The sequence below is a fragment of the Acinetobacter sp. ANC 5378 genome (genome assembly GCF_013004315.1).
In the GTDB taxonomy this organism is placed as follows: Bacteria; Pseudomonadota; Gammaproteobacteria; order Pseudomonadales; family Moraxellaceae; genus Acinetobacter.
The window spans coordinates 98460-114559 of the sequence record NZ_JABERK010000005.1 but is presented as its reverse complement, the minus strand read 5'-3'; the positions used below and the strand labels follow the sequence as shown (position 1 = coordinate 114559).

The 16100-nt window shown below is 39.5% G+C and carries 17 protein-coding genes and 2 pseudogenes; 6 read left to right on the top strand and 13 right to left on the bottom strand.

From position 1 onward, the window contains the following. The first annotated feature begins 12 nt into the window (after positions 1 to 12). Positions 13 to 498: pseudogene (locus tag HLH16_RS01330) on the top strand (pyridoxamine 5'-phosphate oxidase family protein). 6 nt (positions 499 to 504) lie between these two features. On the opposite strand, the gene HLH16_RS01325 reads toward HLH16_RS01330, so the two are convergent. Together HLH16_RS01325 and HLH16_RS01320 are read right to left on the bottom strand one after the other, a co-directional pair. After that, positions 505 to 1098 (bottom strand): uracil-DNA glycosylase family protein, encoded by a 594-nt coding sequence (locus tag HLH16_RS01325; RefSeq protein ID WP_171527928.1) that lies wholly within the window; start codon positions 1096 to 1098, stop codon positions 505 to 507. Between the two features lie 30 nt (positions 1099 to 1128). Beyond that, the gene (locus HLH16_RS01320; protein ID WP_131287216.1) at positions 1129 to 1839 is read right to left on the bottom strand and encodes an SGNH/GDSL hydrolase family protein; all 711 of its coding nucleotides are present in this window, start codon (positions 1837 to 1839) and stop codon (positions 1129 to 1131) included. Between the two features lie 432 nt (positions 1840 to 2271). Between HLH16_RS01320 and HLH16_RS01315 the strand changes: the two genes are divergently transcribed. After that, positions 2272 to 2583, top strand: a complete 312-nt coding sequence (locus HLH16_RS01315; RefSeq protein ID WP_131287218.1) for a hypothetical protein — start codon at positions 2272 to 2274, stop codon at positions 2581 to 2583. Between the two features lie 87 nt (positions 2584 to 2670). Here HLH16_RS01315 and HLH16_RS01310 read toward each other — a convergent pair whose 3' ends face one another. The 4 genes from HLH16_RS01310 to HLH16_RS01295 form a co-directional block, all read right to left on the bottom strand. Next, positions 2671 to 3414: an SDR family oxidoreductase gene (locus HLH16_RS01310; RefSeq protein ID WP_171527927.1), complete on the bottom strand. Its 744-nt coding sequence runs from the start codon at positions 3412 to 3414 to the stop codon at positions 2671 to 2673. A gap of 28 nt (positions 3415 to 3442) precedes the next feature. Beyond that, positions 3443 to 4141, bottom strand: a complete 699-nt coding sequence (locus HLH16_RS01305; RefSeq protein WP_171527926.1) for a histidine phosphatase family protein — start codon at positions 4139 to 4141, stop codon at positions 3443 to 3445. Continuing rightward, positions 4138 to 5265, bottom strand: coding sequence for a phosphotransferase family protein (locus HLH16_RS01300; protein ID WP_171527925.1), 1128 nt, complete (start codon positions 5263 to 5265; stop codon positions 4138 to 4140). Before HLH16_RS01300 ends, HLH16_RS01305 begins: the two co-directional genes overlap by 4 nt. Positions 5266 to 5394: 129 nt before the next feature. After that, positions 5395 to 6633, bottom strand: coding sequence for an acyl-CoA dehydrogenase family protein (locus HLH16_RS01295; protein WP_171527924.1), 1239 nt, complete (start codon positions 6631 to 6633; stop codon positions 5395 to 5397). 94 nt (positions 6634 to 6727) lie between these two features. On the opposite strand from HLH16_RS01295, the gene HLH16_RS01290 reads away from it, so the two are divergent. Continuing rightward, positions 6728 to 7657 carry a LysR family transcriptional regulator gene (locus HLH16_RS01290; protein WP_171527923.1) on the top strand — a complete coding sequence of 310 codons (930 nt, stop codon included), beginning with the start codon at positions 6728 to 6730 and terminating at the stop codon, positions 7655 to 7657. A 216-nt stretch (positions 7658 to 7873) separates the two neighbouring features. Next, complete coding sequence (locus HLH16_RS01285; RefSeq protein WP_171527922.1) at positions 7874 to 8425, top strand: thermonuclease family protein; 552 nt, start codon at positions 7874 to 7876, stop codon at positions 8423 to 8425. 39 nt (positions 8426 to 8464) lie between these two features. Here HLH16_RS01285 and HLH16_RS01280 read toward each other — a convergent pair whose 3' ends face one another. The 7 genes and pseudogenes from HLH16_RS01280 to HLH16_RS15985 all read right to left on the bottom strand — a co-directional run. Further along, the gene (locus tag HLH16_RS01280; protein WP_171527921.1) at positions 8465 to 9925 is read right to left on the bottom strand and encodes an aminotransferase-like domain-containing protein; all 1461 of its coding nucleotides are present in this window, start codon (positions 9923 to 9925) and stop codon (positions 8465 to 8467) included. Positions 9926 to 10028: 103 nt separating this feature from the next. Next, on the bottom strand, positions 10029 to 10196 hold the full coding sequence (locus HLH16_RS01275) for a cbb3-type cytochrome oxidase assembly protein (protein ID WP_165541289.1): 168 nt from the start codon (positions 10194 to 10196) through the stop codon (positions 10029 to 10031). Then, positions 10183 to 11001 (bottom strand): hypothetical protein, encoded by an 819-nt coding sequence (locus tag HLH16_RS01270; protein ID WP_131287234.1) that lies wholly within the window; start codon positions 10999 to 11001, stop codon positions 10183 to 10185. The genes HLH16_RS01275 and HLH16_RS01270 overlap by 14 nt, the downstream gene beginning before the upstream one ends. 135 nt (positions 11002 to 11136) lie before the next feature. After that, positions 11137 to 11247 carry a DUF2474 domain-containing protein gene (locus HLH16_RS01265; RefSeq protein WP_086193303.1) on the bottom strand — a complete coding sequence of 37 codons (111 nt, stop codon included), beginning with the start codon at positions 11245 to 11247 and terminating at the stop codon, positions 11137 to 11139. Positions 11248 to 11256: 9 nt separating this feature from the next. After that, the gene (cydB, locus tag HLH16_RS01260; protein ID WP_171527920.1) at positions 11257 to 12261 is read right to left on the bottom strand and encodes a cytochrome d ubiquinol oxidase subunit II; all 1005 of its coding nucleotides are present in this window, start codon (positions 12259 to 12261) and stop codon (positions 11257 to 11259) included. Next, the gene (locus tag HLH16_RS01255; protein WP_131287238.1) at positions 12258 to 13697 is read right to left on the bottom strand and encodes a cytochrome ubiquinol oxidase subunit I; all 1440 of its coding nucleotides are present in this window, start codon (positions 13695 to 13697) and stop codon (positions 12258 to 12260) included. Before HLH16_RS01255 ends, cydB begins: the two co-directional genes overlap by 4 nt. A gap of 262 nt (positions 13698 to 13959) precedes the next feature. Continuing rightward, positions 13960 to 14040: pseudogene (locus tag HLH16_RS15985) on the bottom strand (DUF2946 domain-containing protein); the annotation flags it as partial. A 377-nt stretch (positions 14041 to 14417) separates the two neighbouring features. On the opposite strand from HLH16_RS15985, the gene HLH16_RS01250 reads away from it, so the two are divergent. Both HLH16_RS01250 and HLH16_RS01245 read left to right on the top strand, forming a co-directional pair. Further along, a complete protein-coding gene (locus HLH16_RS01250; RefSeq protein ID WP_502699783.1) occupies positions 14418 to 14861 on the top strand; it encodes a MarR family winged helix-turn-helix transcriptional regulator in 444 nt (147 codons plus the stop codon). Further along, a complete protein-coding gene (locus HLH16_RS01245; protein WP_131287240.1) occupies positions 14858 to 16063 on the top strand; it encodes an MFS transporter in 1206 nt (401 codons plus the stop codon). The genes HLH16_RS01250 and HLH16_RS01245 overlap by 4 nt, the downstream gene beginning before the upstream one ends. Positions 16064 to 16100 lie beyond the last annotated feature (37 nt).

Below are 16100 nucleotides of genomic sequence, written 5' to 3'. Positions count from 1 at the left end.
AGGGAAATCAAAATGAATCATCATGAATGGTCGCATATTCACAAAGTCGTGAATGATGCGCAAAAAGCAGCAATGCACTGCTCTATTGCCACTGTTGATGCATAGTTGCAACCCACCATCACGCCTATAGGCACTTTATTTCTTAAAGACAACCAAACCGGTTTTTTCTTTGATACTTATGCTGAATCTTTTAAAGAAAATTTGCCCCAGAATAATAAAGCCTGTATTCAAGCGATTAATAGCAGTCGATTATTTTGGTTGAAATCTCTATTAAAAGGTCAATTTAGTGATTATCCGGGTGTGCGGCTCTATGTCGAAATCGGGGAACTACGCCCTGCTACTCATGAAGAATTAGCTCAAATTTCACAGCGTATTCAAAGTCTGAAATGGACTAAAGGCAGTCAACTCATCTGGTCTGATTTTACTCAGGTACGGGATTTTAGCGTGCAGTCTTTTAGATGGGTTAAATATCCAAAGATGATGCCATTCAATATTTAAACTTACTTATAGTAGGCCTATTTCATTAAATAACTGACTATAGGCTTCAGCTTTTTTCTCTATAGCGAGTGGATAAGCGCGTGATGAAGATGGCATACGATATAAAGTCAGGTTGCGTTCAGCAAAATAAGCTTTAGAGGATTCACCAATCACCGGTTTAAGTGTTCCCTCAGGCATAGAAAGCATTAAAGTATCGGTGGCTTTATCGCCTGTGGTCATAATGCTGTGACATTGAGGAATCTGTTGTAGCAGCTTGGCTATATCAGTCGGCTTGGCGATTTGCAGAAATTTATCCGAAGCATTGCCTTTGAGGCGAACGATTTGATAGGCCGTATCAAAAATTGCAATGCCTTTTTCCATTAAAAAGTCACGGATCTGCTGTTCCTTGAAATTTTTATTCGCGATATCTAAAAAGTGTTCTTTATTTTGAAAGAAAACCAAACCAAAAATCTTCCACATGTCATTTTGATAGTTTGGATAATAGAACTCCATTTTCCAGCGGCTTTTAGGCGGTGGAAAACTCCCCATCATGAGCAATTTGGCATTTTTGGGTAAAAAGGGTTTAAGTGGATGAGTTTCAATTTCCAGTTCGGTGGTCATAACAGCCCATTTATCAATCTTTAGCCTAATTTAAAACATTTGACGGATTTTATCTGCCACCTGTTCACCCCAAAGTGCATAAATTTCCTTACTTGGATGAAAGCCGTCTGCTGCCATTTCCAAGTTTAAGCTTTTAAATCGTGCCAGATCATATTCAATCCATTGCATATTAGCTTGCTGCTGCACGAATTTGCCAAGAGTTTTATTCATGCCTTTGGCATATTGTCCAAATAGCCATGCCAGTGGATTGGGTAAAGCTGGAAACATGTTCATCGGCGGCACACCAGCGGCAATAATCAATTCAGGTATAAATTTCTGGTTAATCTCTGCATAAAGTTGTTGCTGTTTTTGAATCCAGTTTTTAGGGGGTGTTAGTTTAGTAATGTCATTTACCCCGACAGAGGTAATCACCACATCAAAGTGTTGAGCCGGCATATTTTGGGCAGTTTTAATGACTTGTCCTGTGGTATGCCCTGTTTTCGCTTCCAGCGTATAACTGATTTGGTATTGATCTTTTAACTGATTCAACACAGCACCCAATAAAGCATCCTCCTGAATTTCAACCCCGACACCTGCTGCTGCCGAATCGCCTAAAATTAAAATAGACAGCGGTTTTCCTGTTCCGATAATCCCCTGACGGTTTCCTTCGGGTTCTGCTAAGCGTAAAGTATTTTTTTTGACTGCATTGCCTTGAATAATCAGGGATGGAATAAGGGCGATAGTCGAAATTTTTAAAAACATAAAGGATGCAAATAGCAGAAAAATCCAGATCAATATATGATTTTGCCTTGTTAAAAGCATTGACCCAATGTGCATATTGTTAGAAATATCACGAGCGTCTTCATTTGCTTGATCTTTTTGTTAATACGATTCGAGCATGATCATTTCATTGATCAGAGGTTAATAATAAGCCGTTACTGTTTCATCTAAAGCGGAACTTCTATTCAGGATATATCTTCTTTCAATTATTCTAAAAATTCAGTTTGATCTGATTAGACTAAAAAATCAGCTTTTCAGTAAGTTAATAAATATTTATTCATAAAAAAGCTAAAGGACTGCATTTTTTGGAAAAATTACTTACTTTTTTTCTGGAATTCATATTAAAGTATCATTTGGAAATTTAAACACGAAACTCTCATAAATTTATTATTGACTTAGCGAAGAGTAATCAATATGGACTATTGGAATAGTGTTTTATTAATAGCAATAATTGCAATAGTTGGGCTCAGCGTTATCACCTTGATCGTCGGCTGTAAAATTTGGAAAAATCTTGTCGTTACGCTTATTATTGCAACTCTTATCAGCTTTCTCATTTTATGCGCGATTAGCTTTTTGTGGAGTCAGGGTATTTATGTACCTTGGAGCAATAATAATCTTTGGAATGAGGTTTTGACTGTTGAAATGGGACTCATGAGTTTTGTCATAGGTGGCGTGAGCACTTTCATGATCATGTTAGGCATCCTGATTTCTAAAAATAATAGATAATTGCGTCGCTATGACGATCTGAATGTTTATTAAAAAAATCCTGGAAAAAATAAAAGGCGCATTCAGCGCCTTCAATTCATTCGCTCCTCAACCCAACTTATTTACCCACTTTAGTGGCAATACTTTCATTGCCAAACCTAATGGCAACCAAGGCCATTCTGGGACATAAGCTTTGACGGGTGCTTTTTCAATGGCTTTCACCAGTAAATGCGATCCTGTTTTTTCATCGACTTCAAAAGGTAATTTCTTCGCGCCTTCATTCAGTTCAGTACGAATATAACCCGGGAAAATGGTGGTGACTTTAATGGGCGTATCAATCAGTTCTGCACGAATACCTTCAGCCAAGTGTGCAACCCCTGCCTTGCTTGCACCGTACGCAGTTAAATGTTTTGGCATGCCACGCATTGCACTCATCGATGAAATCATCACCAGATGACCAGAATTTTGCGCACGGAAAATTTCAACAGCCGCTTCACATTGCGCTAAAGCAGAAATAAAGTTGGTTTCTACCGTGGCACGGTTAATTTCAAAATTGCCTTTGCCAATACGACGACCATCTCCAACACCTGCGTTTACGATCACACGGTCAATCGTGCCAAATTCCTCTTTGAAAGCTTTAAACACTTCAAAAACTTGATCGTAATTGGTCACGTCCAAAGTTTTTGCAATCACTTTAATGCCATATTTGCTTTCAAGTTCTTGCTTTAAAGTTTCAAGACGCTCCAAACGACGTGCGCAAATAGCAAGGTTATAGCCTTTTTGTGCAAATTCACGTGCCATTCCCGCACCAATACCTGAGCTTGCCCCAGTAATTAAAATCGTTTTTGCCATGATCTATTCCTTGTCTATTTTTTTAATATCAAATCCATGTCAGTAATTGAGGATCTTCAGCTTTAATAAAATGATGTTCGTTTAAACTCAATAATTGCGGCTCGTTTCCAACCAGACGTAATGTGGTCATACTGGTATTGGTAATCGCCCAGTTCAATGCAAAAGTACGATTTGGATTAAGCTCGAGTAATTTTCCTGCCGCCACCGAAATCACCCCACCCGAGGTAAATACCACGGCATAACGCGGTTTGGTTTTTGCCAATTCATCACATAAATTTTGTAGTGCTGTTTCTACACGGCTTTTAAAATCCGGCCAGGATTCATCATATTCATGGTGATAGTCACCACCGGTCCAGCGTTCAATAGCACCTTCAAAAATTTTGGCTAAATACGCCCGTGGATTGACTTCATTTTCGACATCCTGTTTTAACAAATGCGGTTCATTAAAACGCGGCTCATATTGGGCAAAAACCTGTTGATGGTTGAACTCGTTCCATGCACTGTCGGTTTGAATTTCTGCCTCGGGAAAACATTCAGCCAAAGCAAGATTGGCAGTTTGTTGATGGCGCTGCATTGAACCGGCAACGACATAAGGTTCTTCTTTCAGAATTTGATTGAAATACTGACCCAATAATTTCGCCTGTAATTCGCCATTCGGTGAAAGTTTGTCATAACTTTCCGCACCAAATGAAGCCTGTCCGTGACGAATCAGATAAATTGTGGTCATTTTACTTTTCCTAAAATTTCCTGAAGTTTTACTTTATATTTTTGTGCAATGTCATTGGCTTCGAACTTCTGTTTACCAATCAGTTTTAACGCACGAATATGTAAAGCATGAATGACGATCCAGAAATCTTTAAATGCGGGATTATTGGTTTGTTTATGATGATAACGGTAATAAATTTGTTGCGCGATCACGGCTAAACGGAAAATGCCGAACACTTCATAGAAGGTCCAGTTTTCAGGCTGAAGACCTGTTTTTTCTAAATAATAATCTACCACTTCTTTACGGGTAAACATGCCTTTTAAATGGGTGGGCTGACGACGTGTCACTTTAAAAATTTGATTGTCAGTCTCTTCTACCCAATATGCCAAAGCTGAACCCAAATCCATCAGTGGATCGCCCAACGTTGCCATTTCCCAGTCCAGCACGCCAATGACCTGAGTGGGATGATTCGGATCTAAAATCACATTATCAAAACGCCAGTCATTGTGGATGATGCAGCTGGTCGAATCCGCAGGAATATTGTCTTTGAGCCAGTTACGTACATATTTAAATGAAGGTACATTGAAGGTTTTGGCTTTTTCATAACGTGCATCCCAACCTTCAACCTGACGACGACAATAACCGTCGCCCTTACCCAGTTTTTCCAGCTCTGTCCCTTGATAAGGTACTTGATGTAGTTCAATCAACTTATCAATCACATTGATACACAATTCGTGAACTTGAGCTTCGTTAAAATGCAGTTCTTTGGGTAAATTGGCCCGTGGAATAATGCCTTCTATGCGTTGCATGACATAGAAGTCACAACCAATCACGGATTCGTCCTGACACAATGCCACCATTTTAGGCAATACAGGATAGAACGGTGCCAGATTTTTTTGCATATTGTATTCACGTGCCATGTCATGAGCCGATTTGGCTTTAGTCCCTTTAGGCGGACGCCGTAGAATTAAATCAGCATTGCCGTATTTCAAATGGTAAGTCCAGTTTGAAGCTCCACCTGAATATTGAGTGACTTCTACCTGCCCCTGTAAATCAATCCCTTGTTCCTTTAACCAGTTTTCTACTGCGGTTACGTCCAGTTCTTCGCCCGGACGAACATTTCCACTCACATCAATGACTGACATTGTTATTTTCCTAAATCTTCAATTTCAAAAGACTTCTTACATTATCTTATTTATACCTTTTTCATTTTCTATTGACAGGAAAATTTGTACAAAGTTGTAAGAAGTCTCATCTACAATATTTTTTAGATATTACTTGCGACGTGAACCGTAACCACGTTTTGCCAGTTCAAGTTTGGCAATCATGCCTTTATGCACTTCATCGGGACCATCGGCCAAACGAAGGCTACGTGCTTGAGCAAAGAAACCAGTCAATGGTGTATCACGTGAAACACCTGCACCGCCGTGAATTTGGATCGCCATATCCACCACTTTCTCCAATACACTTGGCGCAACCACTTTAATCGCAGAAATTTCAGTTAAAGCAGCCATATTGCCTAGAGTATCCATTTTATAGGCTGCATATAAAGTTAAAAGACGTGCTTGATCTATGGCAACACGTGCTTCGGCAACACGTTCCAGGTTACCGCCCAATTTTAAAATTTCTTTACCAAAAGCAGTTCGGCTCATGCCACGGTCAATCATCAATTCTAATGATTTTTCTGCCGCGCCAATACAACGCATGCAATGATGAATACGTCCTGGTCCCAAACGACCTTGGGCAATTTCGAAACCTTGTCCTGCACCGCCAATAAAGTTGGCAACTGGAACATGGACATTATTGAAACTAATTTCGCCGTGTCCATGTGGTGCATCATAATCACCAAATACCGGCAACATCCTTTCAATTTTTACACCCGTAGTTTCTACAGGAACCAAAACCATGGAATGTTGATGGTGACGGTCTTTGCTTTCATCTGGCGTATGCGCCATAAAAATGATGATTTTTGCGTTTGGATCGCCCAAACCTGAGGACCACCATTTACGACCATTTAAAACAATTTCATCACCTTCAATGACCGCCGTCGCCTGCATATTGGTTGCATCACTTGAAGCGACATTGGGTTCAGTCATACAGAAAACCGAACGAATTTTTCCTTCCAATAATGGGGTTAACCATTGCTGTTTTTGTTGTTCAGAACCATAACGCCACAACACTTCCATGTTGCCACTGTCAGGCGCATTACAGTTAAAAACGACCGGTGCAATTAAACTGCGACCTGTCAGTTCGGCAATATGGGCATATTCCTGTACAGATAAACCTTGGCCTAAAACAGGATCAGGCAGAAACATATTCCAAAGCCCAGCTACTTTGGCTTTATCTTTAAGAACTTCTATTTGCGCTGGCCACTGCCATGTGGTCCAGTCACCACCTTGATTCAGCGTATGAACTTCATTCCAAAATTCAGTTTCAACCGGTTCAATTTCATTTTTTATAAAGGTTTTGGCACGTTCTACAAAATCTTGTGCACGTGCTGATAATTCAAACATGCTAACTTCCCTCTAAATATTGTCATCACTGCTCTTTACAACACCTTAGCTTGAAAACTACTATGAACAAAATGATTTAATTCAATATAAGACTATGAACAATATTCATAATAAAAGTACGATGAGTAGTACCGTTGATATGGCAATTTTCCACCGTATCGATATTAATTTATATCCACTTTTTATTGCGATTTATCAGCAAAGCAGTATCTCTAAAGCTGCTCAAATTTTATGTATCACCCAATCTGCTGCCAGCCATGCTTTACAACGGCTAAGACAGCATTTGCAGGATGATTTATTTGTCCGTGCAGGCAGCAAAATGTTACCCACACCTTTTGCTGAACAAATTTATCCGGTGATTAAAAATGCCTTGATTGCAATTCAAAGCATTTCAATACAAAAACAAAATTTTGACCCGAGCATGGTACAGACCTTAAAAATTGCCGTGCATGATGAAATCGAGCCGATTATTTTCCCTAAACTGGTGGAACATTTTCATCAACTCAATTTAGCGATTCAATTTTCAAGTATTAAGTTAGACCGTAAAAATGTCCTTACCGATCTTGCCACTCAGCAGATTGATTTTGTGATTGATTTAGAACAAAACTTTGGCGACAAAATTCAATTTGAAAAACTGGTACAAGACCAATTTGTGGTGTGTACTCAACAGCAAAGCATGACCGAAGATATTTATCTGGCCTCACCGCATATTGGCGTTTCATCACGACGTACCGGGGTTTTGGTGGAAGATATTTATTTGAACCGAAAACAACTTTCCCGTCAGATTTTTTTACGTTGTCAGCATTATTCAACTGCCCTGCAGATTTTAAGCCAGCAGCCTCAAGCTATTCTTACCATTCCTAAAAATATATTGGTTCATTTACAACTGGCCGATGGTTTGAATATTTTTGATGTTCCTGTAGAACTTCCAAATATTGATTTGGGAATGTATTGGAATAGTGATTTAGAATTAAATTCACGGCATAGTTTTTTGCGAAGCGAAATTTCTAAAATCTTTGCTTAGGCTATTTTGTATAGATATATTTATTATACTTAGGCTATTTATCAGTGACGTATAGTCTTTAACAGTTTACAAAATGCTTAGGCTATTTTTATTACTACAAAATAAAACACTGATTGTTTAGCTTTTAAGCCGTGCAAATAATGGCTTTCACCTACAATGCTCCATCTCCAAGCTGTGTCGATATACGGCTAATTCTTAAGGATTTGGGTTATAACTTTGTTGCATCTCTCTACGACCTGGCAAATTGTGCTAGGGCTATTCGCTTTATGTATTTCCTATTATTTACTGCATAAAATTACCATTTACTTAAAGGATATATTTCGTCCGTTTAAAAAAGGTAAAAAATATTGGTGCCGTGTTAATGCAGTGAGCGACGGCGATACCCTCACCTGCTACCGTTTTAATATCAGACGCTCTGAAACCAAGTTACGCTTTGCTTATGTGGATGCACCTGAATCTAGTCAAAGCTATGGCAAGGAATCCAAACGACTGGTCCAAAGCATGGTCAAAGATAAAATGGTTCGGGTCAAAATTACCGATATCGACCGTTATGGACGCTGTGTCGGTGTGGTCTATCGTTATCGTAAAAATATCAATGAAGAGATGGTTAAACGTGGTGCAGCTTGGGTCTATGAAGAATACATCAAAGATAAAAAGCATCTACACTATATGATGTCACTTCAAGACAAAGCCAAAAAACAGAAAAAAGGTTTATGGAAAAGTTCCCGTCCTGTACGTCCGAGTGTTTATCGTAAACAGAATAAATAACAGGATTAAATTTTTATTATAAAAAAATATCAGATGGCTTTAGATCAGACGCGCCAATTCATTATATATGAGTTGGCGGAATTCTTTCATACACAGTTTAATTTCAGTATCGTTAAGTGAACTAAAACCAAGTACAAAACCATATTCACGATCATATTCATAAAACTGGCTTAGACGTGTAATTGCAATATTGTGTAATTCTGCACCATTTACTAATGCTTGTTCAAGGGTATTTGGAATCTCTGCTTTAAAATAACATGCAAGCTGCATACTGGGATGATGCTGTTTCACAAAAAAAAATTCAGATAAATACAATTCAAAACAATTCATAAATGTTTGGTAGCGCTTTAAATAGAGCTGCTGCATCTGTCTTAAATATTCAGCGTAGTGTCCGCGTTGCATAAAATTTCCAAGTAAAACCTGAAAATATTGAGACGGCGCACTGCCATCGATATAATTGCGATAGCGCTTAAAAGGCTCAATTAACGCTTTGGGTAAAATCAAATAAGAAAGTCTTAAACTCGGTAGAATATATTTACTAAAAGAACCCAGATAAATCGTTCTTTGGTAAGGGTCTAAACCTAAAATGGCGGTGTTTTGACTTTTATTCAGTAACAGTGAATCATAGTCATCTTCAAGAATATAACTATTATTTTTTTCTGCATATTCAATAATTTGTTCTTTGCGTGTTGCACTCATTTGAATGCCGCTGGGATACTGATTCGCCGGAGTCACATAAATTGCTTTTGCATCCTGAATATCGTCACAATCCTGTATTTTCAAACCTTCACGATCTAAACCCATACATTTTAAATCCAGATTCATATGCTTAAAAAGTTGATAGGCATTCGAATAATATGGATTTTCCATAATGATTTTATCATTCGGATTAAATAATACCCGTCCACAAAGATATAAAGCTTGCTGTGTGCTATTCACAATAAGCACTTGCTCTGCAGATATTTGGGTATTACGATTTAAATTAATGTGCTGGGCAATTTCCTGACACAATAAATCATCACCAGCAGCATTATCTTTTAAAAAAATATTTAATCCATATTGGCTTAGCGCATTTTTTTCAGTTTCGTACCATTTTTTAAACGGGAAATTACGTATTTCAGGCATGCCATCGGCAAAAAAATTCAGGTTTTGATCAAAAAATAGATTTTCTAATTGCTCGGTATTCTCTGGAAGTCGGTATTCAACTGCTTCAGATGCTAGCTGTTCTACTTTTACGTGTGCCCTAATAAACGTACCTTTGCCTTTAATCCGTTGCAATACACCTTCTTGTTCTAATTGGGCATACACTTTTTCTACCGTGTCACGAGATATCCCTAAATATTCGGATAAAAACCGTGTAGATGGACATTTAAAATCGGACTGCAGGTTTAATTTTGGCAAGGTTGCTTTAATGGCTAAATATATTTTGGTTCTTAATTTATTTTCATTGGTCTGTGCAAAATTTTGGCTTAACAATTGGATAAATTCATTTTGTTTCATTTCACAACCTGCACGCATCCAACTTATATTTATTTCACAATAATCAAAAATGCCTTATCGAAACAAGGCATTATTTTCAGAAGGTCTTCATCCTGCGAGCGAATCATCTATTGATTTGTACCTTGGCTGCTTCAGCCAGCTTCTTCTGATGTGAAGGCATATACTCTGGCTCATTGGTTACTGCCAGGAAGAAAAACCCAAGGAACATGCAGCCTAATAACAGGCTAATTCCCACCACTAAATACGGGAAAGGTTTTTTAGGTTCGTTCATTAACATACCTCAATTTCGATTCAAGATTGTTTTTAAAGATGGTTTCAGTAAATTCACCAAAGACGGATAATTTTTCAAAAAGATGTTCGCTATACATTAAATCGTCAATCAAATGCGCTGCATCATCTAATTTCATATGAAACTGGCGGCTGACTAAAGGTGCATTTTCCTGCGCGATGCTTTGACAGACTTGTGCCAATTCTGGTGTCTTTCTTTTCCAGAATAGTTTTTTAAAATCAATTTCCGGCAAATTAAACTGGTTATGATCCAGTACAATTTCATCTATCCGGACTTGGAATAAACTTTCTAATTGTTGTTTTGTGGCCGGATTCAGCCCACTTTGTCCGATCATCGTCAGATGCTGACAAGCAGGATCAAGTAATGCTTTAGCTAAAGCATATATTCCAAATTCAGCCGCATTAAATTCTGTTGGCACCAAATCCAGACATAGATTCATTTCAGTAACCGATTGCTGATTTTCCAGTTCTAAAGCATCGAGACGGAAATAATGCGCATAGACCTGTTCAACAATATTTTGTCGTGGAGCGATATAAATCGTATTTTGATTCAACACTGCATGAATAAAAGGCGTAAATAAATAACTTAGGCTATTTTCTAAAGTCGAACTTTGAATGATGTAATTATGGGATGATTGCTGCGCAGATCGAACCGCTAGGCTTTGCTGAAGAATAACATCAAATTCGTCAAGGGATTCAATCCCCAGTCGTTGCAAAATTTTTGTAGAATCAATTTGAGTAAATTCAAAAAAATCTAAAATAAATTGGAAGCTTAGGCTTCGCAGCATGATCGCCTCGGACAATACGCACTATAAAATGAATAAACATAATATAGAACTTAAACCTCGATAAAGTGGTCTGCTCTACAAAAACAAAGTGGTCTGTTTTTAGCAGACCACTTTTAAAGTAACTTTCTTTCGTTATTAAATATAGGCCAACTGAATTAAGAGCCGGAATGCCCCAGCCACTAGAGCTAAAGCAAAAAATCCGCCTAGCCACAAAACAATAAACCACTGGGTTTGTGAGAGTTTCATATTCACTCCTTAATGATAGCCTTTATCACCAATTCGTACTTTATCGCGGAATACCCAATAGGATAATCCTGTATAAATCAGAATAATCGGAATCAAAAGCAGTGCACCAATTAAGGCAAATAACTGACTGCTTTGCGGTGCAGCTGCATCCCAAATCGTAACGGATGGCGGAATGATATAAGGCCATAAACTGATGAGAAAACCGGTATATGCCAAAAACACCAAAGCCAGAGTGTAGATAAATGGACTGAGTTCTTTGCGTTGCTTGCAAGCGCGTAAAGCCAGAAAGGTAAACACCAAAACCAGAATCGGGACTGGACTAAAATAAGTGAGTTGCGGTTGATTGAACCAGCGTTCTGCAATTGCCGGATGCGCCAAAGGTGTATAGATACTGACGCCGCCAAAAATAATAAATAAGGCAATAATCATCTTCGGCATGAGTTGATACATTCGATTTTGCAAGTCCGCATCAGTTTTAAAGATCAGCCAGCCACAACCTAAAGTGGCATACAGCACCACTACACCGATACCCGTAAAGACTGAAAATGGCGTTAACCAGTCCAAACCACCTCCGGTATAGATTCTATTGGTGGTTTTAATCCCTTGAATATATGCACCCAGAATAATCCCCTGCAAAAATCCGGTTAAAATGGAACCGCCAATAAAGGCCATGTCCCAAAGATGTCGGTTACGTCTGGATTTAAAACGGAATTCAAAAGCCACGCCGCGGAAAATAAGTGCAATCACCATCAGAATGATGGGGAGATATAGCGCAGAAAGCACCGTCGAATACACCAGGGGAAATGCAGCAAATAAGCCTGCCCCACCCAATACCATCCAGGTTTCATTGCCATCCCATACCGGAGCAACAGTATTCATCATCACGTCACGTTCTTGTTGGGCTTTAAAGAAAGGAAACAAGATGCCGATGCCTAAGTCAAAACCATCCAGTACCACATAAATCAGTACACCAACGGCAATAATTACAATCCAGATAAAAGATAAATCAATCATTTGTCATTCTCCTGGTGATTGTCGAGAGGTGGACCATCCAGCTCTTCATCGGTACTGCCCAATGGACGATGTGAGGCTTGAATGACCTTTTCTTCACTATGCGGTACTGAATGAACAAATTCCGGACCTTTATGCATGATTCGCAACATGTAATAAATGCCGATCCCAAAGACCACGCAATACACCACGACAAAAATAATCAGGGTTAATCCGACCTGTTCTGCCGATACCGGTGATAACGCATCTTTAGTCCGCATTACACCATAGACCACCCAAGGTTGACGTCCCACCTCTGTCGTAAACCATCCAGCCAGCATTGCAATAAAACCGGAGGGTCCCATAATCAGTGCAAAACGGTGAAACCATGGACTTTCATAGAACCGGCCAGTTTTCCTAAGCCATAAACCGATTAGCGCTAATAACAGCATCAACACGCCCAGACCTACCATGATCCGAAAGCTCCAAAACACAATGGTTGAATTTGGTCGGTCTTCAGGTGCAAACTCTTTCAAGCCCTGAACTTTGCCATTCATGGAATGGGTTAAAATCAGGCTTCCCACATTTGGAATACCTATCGCATATTTGGTTTCTTCTGCCTGCATATCTGGAATACCAAATAAGTACAAAGGCATGCCTTCATTATGATTGGTTTCCCAGTGCCCTTCTATCGCAGCGATTTTTGCAGGTTGATACTTTAAGGTATTGATACCATGCATATCTCCAATCAGAACCTGCAAAGGTGTAAGAACCAATATCATCCATAAAGCCATGGAAAAAGACGTTTTGACCAATGCATCACGGCGACCTTTGATTAAATGCCATGCTGCTGTGCTCGCAACCAGCAAGGCCGATACCAAGAATGCAGCCATTGCCATATGCGCCAAGCGATATGGAAACGAGGGATTAAACACAATCGCAAGCCAGTCCTGCGGCACGATAATGCCATTTTCAATGCTGAAACCTTGGGGTGTCTGCATCCAGCTGTTAGAAGACAGAATCCAAAACATGGAAATACAGGTGCCGACTGCCACCATGACGGTGGCAAAGAAATGTGCCCGAGGACCAACACGCCCCCAACCAAATAGCATAATGCCCAGAAATCCGGCTTCCAGGAAAAAGGCACTCAGCACCTCATAGGCTAAAAGTGGTCCGGTTACACTGCCTGAAATACGGGAAAATTCACTCCAGTTGGTTCCGAACTGGTAACTCATGACCACGCCAGAGACCACTCCCATACCAAAGGCAATGGCAAATATCTTGACCCAAAACTTGAACAGGTCTTGATAGACCGGATTTTGAGTTCTAAGCCAGCGCCACTCTAAAACAGCAAGGAAGCTCGCTAGACCAATCGAAATTGCAGGGAAAATAATATGAAACGAGACGGTGAAAGCAAATTGGATTCGTGCCAGTTCAAGTGCGGTTAATCCTAGATTCATAACATCACCTTTTTAAATTCGTTAATGTGGTGATTGAGCACGCAGATACACAGTCGCGCTATTTTGTTGTTTTGACCTGTTTCAGAATACCCTCGAAACTTCATTGAAGTATGTTGATTTATTATTTCACCATCATTTAAAAAAACTAAAATTTGGGCAAAAGCTGTCTGTTTCCTCGCATATGAAGGAAAGAAATGAATATTCATACTGATCTCGATAAAATGGTTGGTCAGTTGCACGTCTAAAATATGGAATGCAATTTTTATAGAGATAAAGGCGGAGCTCGACCCTGCGGCATTAAAAATAGTCGTTGCAGCTCGAAATAAACGTGTTTAAAGGTCTGTACTAATACGGAGACAGGCAACTGAATTCGATCCATCCCTATTTGAATAGCAAAATCAGAGGTCACAACCAAGTCAACATAGACCTTACAATACTGACGTAGCAACCCACGACGTAGAAACAAAATTCTATTCCAAACATATATACACTGGACGATTCACTAGAAAGTGTTTGAACCTATACTTTAAATTCCAAGCACTTCAATACACTCTTCCCCCTACTCACTACAGTTTATAAAGAAGCATTTTAAAAGTGGTCTGAATTCATTTATGTGATGGGTCTTTTTTTGCCTATAAATCCTGCTTTCAGCTTGCTTAATACTTGAACAACCGTTTAAAGAGGCGTAAAGTTTAATTAATTTAGTTACCCTAGCTAACTATTATGTCTCCCCAACTTAAATTCCGTGCTTCATTATTGCGCTGCGCGCGCCTAATGAGTGATGAAATCAATACCATTTTATTGCCCCATCAATTGAATTACTCCTTATGGCAAGTGCTGTATGTGATTCAGTTAAAACAAGGCTGTACCTCTATCGACATTGCGGAATATCTGAATGTCTCCAAGCCCTCCATTGCAAAACGTATTCATGCACTGATGCAACTGGAAGTACTTGAACACGTGGATACTGAAGATAAACGGCAAAAGAAACTGATCCTGAGTGCAAAAGGTATAGAACTTTTTCAAATTTGCTCTGAAAAAATGGATGTGTTTGAACAAAAACTGTTATTGCCAGTAGATCAAAATTCACAAAATTGCACATTAGACACCCTTCATACACTTATGGAACATCTGCAAGAGCTTAAATCAGGTACACAACCATGAATGAAAATGCTCCCTTATGGTCAAAAAATTTTATTCTTGTCAGCTCGATTAACTTTCAGCTTGTACTGACTTTCTATTTGTTGGTGGTGGTTATTGTCGGTTATGCTGTTGCTGAACTCGGTGCCACCACGGCACAAGCAGGTCTAGTCTCGGGTTTATTTATTGTCGGTACGCTGATTGGCCGTTTGTTTGTTGGTAAATTTCTGGAACGCTTTGGACGTAAAACCACGCTGATGGTGGGTTTAACCGGCTTCCTGATCTTTTCTGGCTTCTACTTCATGAAGTTCGATGTCGGCATGCTCTTGCTTGTACGATTTATGCATGGCTTTATGATGGGCATGGCCTCCACTGTTTTAGGCACCATCATTGCACAAATATTGCCGCCAACTCGTCGTGGTGAAGGCATTGGTTACTACAGCATGAGCAGTACTTTGGGAACGGCGATTGGTCCTTTCCTCGCCATATGGATGATGCTGCACATTGGTTATGATGCCATTTTTATTGTTTCAAGCATTATCGCGGTGAGCTGTCTGGTGGTTGCTCTTCTGATTCAAGTGCCGAATCTTCCGCAACAAAACAACCCACTGGATATTTCTGTACCCGCTAAGAAACCCAGCTGGATTTCCCAATTTATTGAACACAAAGCACTGCCGATTTCATTCATTATGTTATTGGCTTCCATTTGCTATTCAGGTGTGTTGTCCTTCATCAACTTTTACGCCAAAGAAATTGATCTGGTTGAAACAGCCTCTTTTTTCTTTTTGATGTATGCCATTGCCATCTTGATCTCGCGTCCATTTACCGGCCCACTAATGGATCGTAAAGGCGAAAATATCATTATGTATCCTGCTTTTATCATTATGGCAATTGCTCTGGTTTTATTAAGTCAGGTGCAAAGTTCGTTTATGCTGTTGCTTTGTGCGAGTTTACTGGGTTTCGGTTATGGCAACATTCAGTCAGTTTGCCAAACGGTTGCGGTAAAAAGTGCCAGTATTGAGCGTATGGGTTTTGCCACTTCGACCTTCTTTATTTTTCTGGATGCAGGTTTAGGGTTTGGTCCTTATTTCATTGGTCAGGCACTGGATTACATCGACTATTCACAACTGTATTTCTACAGTGCAATGTGTGTTTTAGTCTGTATCGTCATCTACTACCTATTGCATGGTCGCAAGGCAAGTAAACACCAACACGCCTCTGCTTAAAACAAGCCTCTAAAAATAGCGATGATAGAAAGTTCCT